5 protein-coding genes are annotated in these 9,657 nt (G+C 60.3%); all 5 read left to right on the top strand.

The genetic code is table 11. The features are described from left to right. Positions 1–285 (top strand): SPOR domain-containing protein (locus tag ACE04F_RS02490; RefSeq protein ID WP_486104569.1); only part of this gene is annotated, 285 nt, incomplete at its 5' end. Positions 286–635: 350 nt separating this feature from the next. Then, the gene (gene gltB / locus ACE04F_RS02485) at positions 636–5,084 is read left to right on the top strand and encodes a glutamate synthase large subunit (protein WP_486104567.1); all 4,449 of its coding nucleotides are present in this window, start codon (positions 636–638) and stop codon (positions 5,082–5,084) included. 33 nt (positions 5,085–5,117) lie between these two features. Then, complete coding sequence (locus ACE04F_RS02480; RefSeq protein WP_305497346.1) at positions 5,118–6,536, top strand: FAD-dependent oxidoreductase; 1,419 nt, start codon at positions 5,118–5,120, stop codon at positions 6,534–6,536. A 251-nt stretch (positions 6,537–6,787) separates the two neighbouring features. After that, positions 6,788–7,855 (top strand): uroporphyrinogen decarboxylase, encoded by a 1,068-nt coding sequence (gene hemE / locus ACE04F_RS02475; RefSeq protein ID WP_486104565.1) that lies wholly within the window; start codon positions 6,788–6,790, stop codon positions 7,853–7,855. A 311-nt stretch (positions 7,856–8,166) separates the two neighbouring features. Further along, a complete protein-coding gene (gbpA, locus tag ACE04F_RS02470; protein ID WP_486104563.1) occupies positions 8,167–9,633 on the top strand; it encodes an N-acetylglucosamine-binding protein GbpA in 1,467 nt (488 codons plus the stop codon). The last annotated feature ends 24 nt before the right edge of the window (positions 9,634–9,657 follow it).

Here is a 9,657-nt window from a genome sequence, read left to right as displayed (position 1 = left end):
GGTAGCTGGTACGCGGGCCAGGCACCGGGCAACTACGTGGTGCAGATCCTCGGCACGAGTTCCGAAGCCACTGCGCAGAACTTCGTCAAGGAGCAGGGCGGCGAGTACCGTTACTTCAAGAAAGTGCTCAACGGCAAGCCGCTTTATGTCATCACCTACGGCAGCTTTGCCAATCGTGACGCAGCCGTTTCCGCCATCAAGGCCTTGCCAGCGAAGGTCCAGGCTGGTAAACCTTGGCCTCGCACTGTCGCCAGCGTCCAACAGGAACTGGCAACAACTCGCTGATGATTCGGCGGCCTTACCCAGGCCGCCTCTCCCGGCAACCTCAAAATTTCCGCAAGGGCGGGCGACCTTTCAGGCCGCGCGCCTTGTGGTGTCTGCGTCACAGTAGCGTTTGAGTCGTAGTGGTCGAACCCAAAAAAGTTTTGACTAGCACAGCATATAGCTTTAAACCTTTCACAAATGCGACATGGATTTGCGACAGTTCGTCGTCAAATTTGTGAGCCTCTGTGTCGGTGTGTACAATGACCTCCCTTTTGCCCCCGCAAAGCTGGCGTACGTTCGGCGCGGCACGCAACTGGCTGAATTGAAAAGAAATTTGCCTCGGTAAGAGGCAGCCTGGTGAGAAAGTGTCTATGAAAGCAGGTCTGTACCAACCAGATGAATTCAAGGATAACTGCGGTTTCGGCCTGATAGCCCATATGCAGGGCGAGCCCAGTCATACCCTTTTGCAAACGGCCATTGAGGCCCTGACCTGCATGACCCACCGTGGTGGGATCAACGCCGACGGCAAGACCGGCGACGGCTGTGGCTTGCTGATTCAAAAGCCCGACGAGTTCCTGCGTGCCATCGCCCAGGAAACGTTTGGCGTGACCCTGCCCAAGCAGTACGCCGTGGGCATGGTGTTTTTCAACCAGGATCCGGTGAAGGCACAAGCCGCTCGCGAGAACATGAACCGCGAAATCCTCGCCGCCGGCCTGCAACTGGTCGGCTGGCGCAAAGTGCCGATCGACACCAGCGTCCTCGGCCGCCTGGCCCTCGAGCGACTGCCGCTGATCGAGCAAGTGTTCATTGCCGGTGAAGGCCTGAGCGACCAGGAAATGTCGATCAAGCTGTTCAGCTCCCGTCGTCGGTCGTCCGTGGCCAACGCCGCCGACACCGACCACTACATCTGCAGCTTTTCCCATAAGACCATCATTTATAAAGGCCTGATGATGCCGGCGGACCTCACCGCCTTCTATCCAGACCTGAGCGACGAGCGCCTGAAAACCGCGATCTGCGTGTTCCACCAGCGTTTCTCCACCAACACCCTGCCGAAATGGCCGCTGGCCCAGCCATTCCGCTTTCTCGCCCACAACGGCGAAATCAACACCATCACCGGCAACCGCAACTGGGCCGTGGCCCGTCGCACCAAGTTCGCCAACGACCTGATGCCGGACCTCGAAGAGCTTGGCCCGCTGGTCAACCGCGTGGGTTCGGACTCCTCGAGCATGGACAACATGCTCGAACTGATGGTGACCGGTGGCATCGACCTGTTCCGCGGGGTGCGCATGCTCGTTCCGCCGGCCTGGCAGAACGTCGAGACCATGGACCCGGACCTGCGCGCCTTCTACGAATACAACTCCATGCACATGGAGCCGTGGGACGGCCCGGCCGGTATCGTCATGACCGACGGTCGCTATGCGGTGTGCCTGCTCGACCGTAACGGCCTGCGTCCGGCGCGCTGGGTCACCACCACCAATGGTTTCATCACCCTGGCGTCGGAAATCGGCGTGTGGAACTACCAGCCCGAAGACGTCATCGCCAAGGGCCGCGTGGGCCCTGGGCAGATCTTCGCCGTGGACACCGAAACCGGGCAAATCCTCGACACCGACGCGATCGACAACCGTCTCAAGTCCCGTCATCCGTACAAGCAATGGCTGCGCAAGAATGCCCTGCGCATCCAGGCGACCATGGAAGACAACGACCACGGTTCGGCTTTCTACGACGTCGACCAGCTCAAGCAGTACATGAAGATGTACCAGGTGACGTTCGAAGAGCGTGATCAGGTATTGCGTCCGTTGGGCGAGCAGGGCTACGAAGCGGTCGGCTCCATGGGCGATGACACGCCGATGGCCGTGCTGTCGCAACGCGTGCGCACGCCGTACGACTATTTCCGCCAGCAGTTCGCCCAGGTGACCAACCCGCCGATCGACCCGCTGCGCGAAGCGATCGTGATGTCCCTGGAAATCTGCCTCGGTGCCGAGCGCAACATCTTCCAGGAATCGCCAGAGCACGCCTCACGCGTGATCCTCAGCTCGCCGGTCATTTCCCCGGCCAAGTGGCGCTCGCTGACCAATCTCGACCGTCCCGGTTTCGAACGCCAGGTCATCGACCTCAACTACGACGAAAGCGTCGGCCTGGAAGCGGCGATCCGCAACGTCGCCGATCAGGCTGAAGAAGCCGCGCGCGCCGGGCGTACCCAGATCGTTCTGACCGACCGTCATATTGCGCCCGGCAAGCTGCCAATCCACGCCTCGCTGGCCACCGGCGCGGTGCACCATCGCCTGACCGAAAAAGGCCTGCGCTGCGATTCCAACATCCTCGTGGAAACCGCCACGGCTCGCGACCCGCATCACTTCGCGGTGCTGATCGGTTTTGGCGCCTCGGCGGTGTATCCGTTCCTGGCCTACGAAGTGCTGGGCGACCTGATCCGTACCGGTGAAGTACTGGGCGACCTTTATGAGGTGTTCAAGAACTACCGCAAGGGCATCACCAAGGGCCTGCTCAAGATCCTCTCGAAAATGGGCATCTCGACCATCGCCTCGTACCGTGGCGCGCAGTTGTTCGAGGCCATAGGCCTGTCCGAAGAAGTCTGCGAGCTGAGCTTCCGTGGTGTGCCGAGCCGTATCAAGGGCGCCCGTTTCGTCGACATCGAAGCCGAGCAGAAAGCCCTGGCCGCTGAAGCCTGGAGCCCGCGCAAGCCGATCCAGCAAGGTGGCCTGTTGAAGTTCGTCCACGGTGGCGAATACCACGCCTACAACCCGGACGTGGTCAACACCCTGCAAGCCGCCGTGCAACAGGGCGACTACAGCAAGTTCAAGGAATACACGGCGCTGGTGGATAACCGCCCGGTGTCGATGATCCGCGACCTGCTCAAGGTCAAGACCCTCGACACGCCGCTGGATATCAGCGAAGTGGAGCCGCTGGAGTCGGTACTCAAGCGTTTCGACTCCGCCGGCATCTCCTTGGGCGCCTTGTCCCCGGAAGCACACGAAGCTTTGGCCGAAGCCATGAACCGCCTCGGTGCGCGTTCGAACTCCGGCGAAGGCGGCGAAGACCCGGCGCGCTACGGCACCATCAAGAGTTCGAAAATCAAGCAGGTGGCCACCGGCCGCTTCGGTGTGACCCCGGAATACCTGGTCAACGCTGAAGTGCTGCAGATCAAGGTTGCCCAGGGCGCCAAGCCCGGCGAAGGCGGCCAGTTGCCTGGCGGCAAGGTCAACGGCCTGATCGCCAAGCTGCGCTACGCGGTGCCCGGCGTGACGCTGATTTCGCCGCCGCCGCACCACGACATCTACTCGATCGAAGACTTGTCGCAACTGATCTTCGACCTCAAGCAGGTGAACCCGAAGGCCCTGGTCTCGGTGAAACTGGTGGCGGAAGCCGGGGTCGGCACGATTGCCGCTGGCGTGGCGAAAGCCTATGCCGACCTGATCACCATCTCCGGCTACGACGGCGGCACCGGTGCCTCGCCGCTGACCTCGATCAAGTACGCTGGCGCGCCGTGGGAACTGGGCCTGGCGGAAACCCACCAGACCCTGCGCGGCAACGACCTGCGCGGCAAGGTCCGGGTGCAGACCGACGGGGGTCTGAAGACCGGCCTCGACGTGATCAAGGCCGCCATCCTCGGTGCCGAGAGCTTCGGCTTCGGTACCGCGCCGATGATCGCCCTGGGCTGCAAATACCTGCGCATCTGCCATCTGAACAACTGCGCCACCGGCGTGGCGACCCAGAACGAGAAGTTGCGCAAGGACCACTACATCGGCACTGTCGACATGGTGGTGAACTTCTTCACCTACGTGGCCGAAGAGACCCGTGAGTGGCTGGCCAAGCTGGGCGTGCGCTCGCTGGAAGAGCTGATCGGCCGCACCGATCTGCTCGAAGTGCTCGAAGGCCAGACCGCCAAGCAGCATCACCTGGACCTGACCCCGTTGCTGGGCAGCGACCTGATCCCGGCGGACAAGCCACAATTCTGCCAGGTCGATCGCAACCCGCCCTTCGACAAGGGCGAGCTGGCCGAGAAGATGGTCGACATGGCCGCTTCGGCGATCAATGACCTGAGCGGTGCGCAGTTCGAGCTGAATATCTGCAACTGCGACCGCTCCATCGGCGCGCGGATTTCCGGCGAGATCGCCCGCAAGCACGGCAACCAGGGCATGGCTCACGCGCCGATCACGTTCCGCTTCAAGGGCACGGCCGGGCAAAGCTTCGGCGTCTGGAACGCCGGCGGCCTGAGCATGTACCTGGAAGGTGACGCGAACGACTACGTGGGCAAGGGCATGACCGGCGGCAAGCTGGTCATCGTTCCGCCCAAGGGCAGTGTCTACCGGACCCAGGACAGTGCGATCATCGGCAACACCTGCCTCTACGGCGCCACGGGCGGCAAGCTGTTCGCCGCCGGCACCGCGGGTGAGCGTTTCGCCGTGCGTAACTCCGGCGCCCACACGGTGGTGGAAGGCACTGGCGATCACTGCTGCGAGTACATGACCGGTGGTTTCGTCTGCGTACTGGGCAAGACCGGTTACAACTTCGGCTCTGGCATGACCGGCGGTTTCGCCTACGTGCTCGACCAGGACAACAGCTTCGTCGACCGGGTCAACCACGAACTGGTGGAAATCCAGCGGATCAGCGGCGAGGCGATGGAAGCCTACCGCAGCCACCTGCAACGCGTGCTGAACGAATACGTCGAGGAAACCGACAGTGAGTGGGGTCGTGAACTCGCTGAGAACCTCGATGATTACGTACGTCGTTTCTGGCTGGTCAAGCCGAAAGCGGCCAACCTGAAGTCGTTGCTTTCCAGCACCCGTGCCAACCCGCAGTGATATGCGCCTGAAGAGTTTGATGAGGTTTTAACAATGGCTGAACGTCTGAATAACGACTTCCAGTTCATCGATGTCGGGCGCAAGGATCCGAAGAAGAAACTGTTGCGTCAACGCAAGAAAGAGTTCGTGGAAATCTACGAGCCGTTCAAACCCCAGCAGTCGGCCGACCAGGCCCACCGTTGCCTGGGTTGCGGTAACCCGTATTGCGAATGGAAGTGCCCGGTGCACAACTTCATTCCCAACTGGCTGAAGTTGGTGGCCGAGGGCAACATCCTCCAGGCCGCCGAACTGTCCCACCAGACCAACACCTTGCCGGAAGTCTGCGGCCGGGTGTGCCCGCAGGATCGCCTGTGCGAGGGTGCCTGTACTCTCAACGACGGTTTTGGCGCGGTGACCATCGGTTCGGTGGAGAAGTACATCACCGACACCGCGTTCGCGATGGGCTGGCGCCCGGACATGTCCAAGGTCAAGCCGACCGGCAAGCGTGTGGCAATCATTGGCGCGGGCCCGGCGGGCCTCGGTTGTGCCGACGTGCTGGTGCGTGGCGGCGTGACCCCGGTGGTGTTCGACAAGAACCCGGAAATCGGTGGCCTGCTGACGTTCGGCATCCCCGAGTTCAAGCTGGAAAAGAGCGTGTTGAGCAATCGTCGCGAAGTCTTCACCGGCATGGGCATCGAGTTTCGCCTGAACACCGAGGTGGGCAAGGACGTCACCATGGAGCAACTGCTCGAAGAATACGACGCGGTCTTCATGGGCATGGGCACCTACACCTACATGAAGGGCGGGTTTGCCGGCGAGGACCTGCCGGGCGTCTACGACGCGCTGGATTTCCTGATCGCCAACGTCAACCGCAACCTGGGCTTTGAAAAGTCGCCGGAAGATTTCGTCGACATGAAAGGCAAAAAGGTCGTGGTACTCGGTGGTGGCGACACGGCGATGGACTGCAACCGCACCTCGATCCGCCAGGGCGCCAAGTCGGTGACCTGTGCCTATCGTCGTGACGAAGCGAACATGCCGGGCTCGCGCAAAGAGGTAAAGAACGCCAAGGAAGAGGGCGTGAAATTCCTCTACAACCGCCAGCCGATTGCGATTGTCGGGGAAGACAAGGTCGAAGGCGTGAAGGTGGTCGAGACCCGTCTCGGCGAACCGGATGCCCGTGGCCGTCGCAGCCCCGAGCCGATCCCCGGTTCCGAAGAGATCATCCCGGCCGACGCCGTGGTCATCGCCTTCGGCTTCCGTCCAAGCCCGGCGCCGTGGTTCGAGCAGTTCAGCATCCAGACCGACAGCCAGGGCCGCGTCGTTGCCCCGGAACAAGGCCAGTACAAGCACCAGACCAGCAACCCGAAGATCTTCGCCGGCGGCGACATGGTCCGTGGTTCGGACCTGGTGGTAACGGCAATCTTCGAAGGCCGCAATGCGGCGGAAGGGATTCTGGATTACTTGCAGGTCTGACCCGCCTCCAAGCGTGAAATGCAGTAACCCTGTGGGAGCGAGCCTGCTCGCGAAAGCGGTCTGTCAGCCAACTTCAATGTTGGATGTGCCGGCCTCATCGCGAGCAAGCTCGCTCCCACAGTTGTTTTGTGGTGTTAGACGCCTGTGTTCCACCGCGACAAATTGCCCCGATAGATAAAAGGCACGGCTCTTGCCGTGCCTTTTGCGTCGCGCTCTGAGAAAATGCCCGCACTTTTTTTCCGGATGCCGACATGACTGCCCTGAAGAACGACCGTTTCCTTCGTGCCCTGCTCAAGCAACCTGTAGACGTCACCCCAGTGTGGATGATGCGCCAGGCCGGTCGCTATCTGCCGGAGTACCGCGCCAGCCGCGCCAAGGCCGGTGACTTCATGAGCCTGTGCATGAACCCGCAGTTCGCCTGCGAAGTCACCATGCAGCCGTTGGACCGCTATCCGCAACTGGACGCGGCGATCCTGTTCTCCGACATCCTCACCATCCCTGACGCCATGGGCCAAGGTTTGTACTTCGAGACCGGCGAAGGCCCGCGCTTCAGGAAAGTCGTCAGCACCTTGGCTGACATCGAGGCGTTGCCGATTCCAGATCCGCAGAAAGACCTCGGCTATGTCATGGACGCGGTCAGCACCATTCGCCGCGAACTGAACGGCCGCGTCCCGCTGATCGGTTTCTCCGGCAGCCCTTGGACGCTGGCAACCTACATGGTCGAAGGCGGCTCGTCGAAAGACTTCCGCAAGACCAAGGCGATGCTCTACGACAATCCCCAGGCCATGCACTTGTTGCTGAACAAGCTGGCGCAGTCGGTCACGTCCTACCTCAACGGGCAGATCATGGCGGGTGCGCAAGCGGTGCAGATCTTCGATACCTGGGGTGGCAACCTGTCGGCGGCGGCGTACCAGGAGTTTTCCCTGGCCTACATGCGCAAGATCGTCAGCGGCCTGATCCGCGAACACGAAGGCCGCAAAGTCCCGGTGATTCTGTTCACCAAGAATGGCGGGTTGTGGCTGGAAAGCATCGCCGAGGCCGGCGCCGACGCCCTGGGCCTGGACTGGACCTGTGACATCGGCAATGCCCGCGAGCGTGTCGGTGACCAAGTCGCGCTGCAAGGCAACATGGATCCGACCGTGCTGTATGCCAAGCCTGAAGCCATCCGTGCCGAAGTCGCACGGATCCTCGCCAGTTATGGCAAGGGCAGCGGACACGTGTTCAACCTCGGTCACGGGATCACCCCGGAAGTCGACCCGGAACACGCCGGGGCTTTCCTGCGGGCGGTACATGAGTTGTCGGCGCAATATCACGTGTAATCGCCTCTTGGTTGACTTGGCCTGTCCGGACTCGTGCCGGACAGGCTTTTTTTATTCTCTTTTAAATCAATAAACAATGCGTTTTATTTATTTGCGCCTGTTTTTAGTGCGTTTAATAAATCATTATAAAAACCTAATTTCTGTCTGACGAATTAATGAAGGGATTTTTCCTTCTGAGAGGGAAGATTTTTCCTACATTAAAAAAGTTCAGATCTATATATCGTGCGTGCCACTTCAAAGGCGCGGCGCAAAGCGGTTTCCGCGGCTTTCATGAGGTGATGTACAAACTCTAAGAACAGCCTGGAATGTATATGAATATTAACTTCAGCAAGCGCAATATATTGACCGGATGCGCGTCTTCATGGGTGATGGTAGCCGTGTTGATGGCATCGCAAGGCGCAGTTGCTCATGGATACCTGGAAGTGCCACCGTCGCGCGCATTGTTGTGTCAAAAAGGTGAAAACAAGGACTGCGGTGGTGCGCAGCACGAACCCCAAAGCGTGGGCGAAACGTTCAAGGGCTTCCCTGCCGGTGCGGGCGGCGCACCTGGACAAGGCCCTTTCGATGGCAAGATTGCCAGCGGCGGCCATGAGCGGTTCTCCGCCCTTGATGTCCAGACCGCTACACGCTGGCATATGACTGAAATCAAGGACCGCAACATCGCTTTCAAATGGGATTACACCGCCGTGCATCCCGCCACCAAACATGAGTACTTCATCACCCGCGACGGCTGGAACCCGAACGTGGCGCTGTCGCGGGCTTCGTTCGAGGGCACACCGTTTTGCGCGGTGGATGGTCGCGGCGAAAAACCGGAACCGGGTACACCGCACAATTGCGTCATCCCGGACAGCAAGACAGGGCAGCATGTCATCCTGGCAATCTGGACGGTGAATGATACCGCTGCTGCCTTCCACAACGTGGCGGATGTAAACATTCTTGCAGAGGCCTCGCTACCGGGTGGCTGGACGCCGGTGGGGAGCATCGCCCCTTCGATCGCGTTGCTCGCCGGTGACAAAGTCAAGGCTCGTGCATTTTCCGAAACCGGTGAAAGCCCCGCATACAGCGTAGAGATCGGCGTCGGCAACGTCGAGGAAGGCAAGCCTGGGAACTGGTCGTTCAAACTGGCCGAAGCGATCAATAAAGCTCATGCCGATATTCGCGTCGGCGTCCGGGACGAGGAGGGCAACATTACTCCGGTGAAGGGCACGAACAGCATTTATGCCCAGAAAGAAAGCGGTGTTATCCGTTATGAAGTTCAGCTCGATATGAAGGAGGACACCGGGGCTCAACTGGGTATCGCTTCCCTCAAGCCGGAATACGAACTGGTGAAGGGCAAGGTCGGCCTGGAGTTTTCCGTGCAGAGCACGCGCAAGATGAATCTCGACGTGGCGCTGTTCGACGAGAAGAACAAACAGGTCGGTAATCTTACCCAGACGGTCGACGAGGGTACCAGCCCCTTGCTGATGGACATACGCAGCACACCGGGTTCCCACACGTTGACCCTGACCGGCACCACCCTGGATGGCCGTACCACTCGCCAGGAGACTCGCAGCGTCGTGCTGACAGGTGAGGGCGCAGGCATCGAATACGACTTCGTTTTCCCTGAAGGCATCCAAGGCTACGTCGCGGGTACCAAAGTCTTGCAGCCCAAGACTGACGAAGTCTTCGAATGTAAGCCATTCCCCAATTCCGGCTATTGCAAACAGTACAGCCCTACGGCGACCGGTTTTGAACCTGGCGTCGGCGCTGATTGGCCGATGGCCTGGAACAAGTTGTAAGTCATGACAGACATGGCTCCAGGC

The sequence above is a fragment of the Pseudomonas sp. AGC41 genome (genome assembly GCF_057334555.1).
This window is presented reverse-complemented; position numbering and strand designations above follow the sequence as displayed.

Coding starts and splice junctions, on each gene's coding strand:
- hemE (WP_486104565.1), top strand. CDS start 6,788: ATGACTGCCCTGAAGAACGACCGTTTCCTTCGTGCCCTGCTCAAGCAA.
- gbpA (WP_486104563.1), top strand. CDS start 8,167: ATGAATATTAACTTCAGCAAGCGCAATATATTGACCGGATGCGCGTCT.
- gltB (WP_486104567.1), top strand. CDS start 636: ATGAAAGCAGGTCTGTACCAACCAGATGAATTCAAGGATAACTGCGGT.
- ACE04F_RS02480 (WP_305497346.1), top strand. CDS start 5,118: ATGGCTGAACGTCTGAATAACGACTTCCAGTTCATCGATGTCGGGCGC.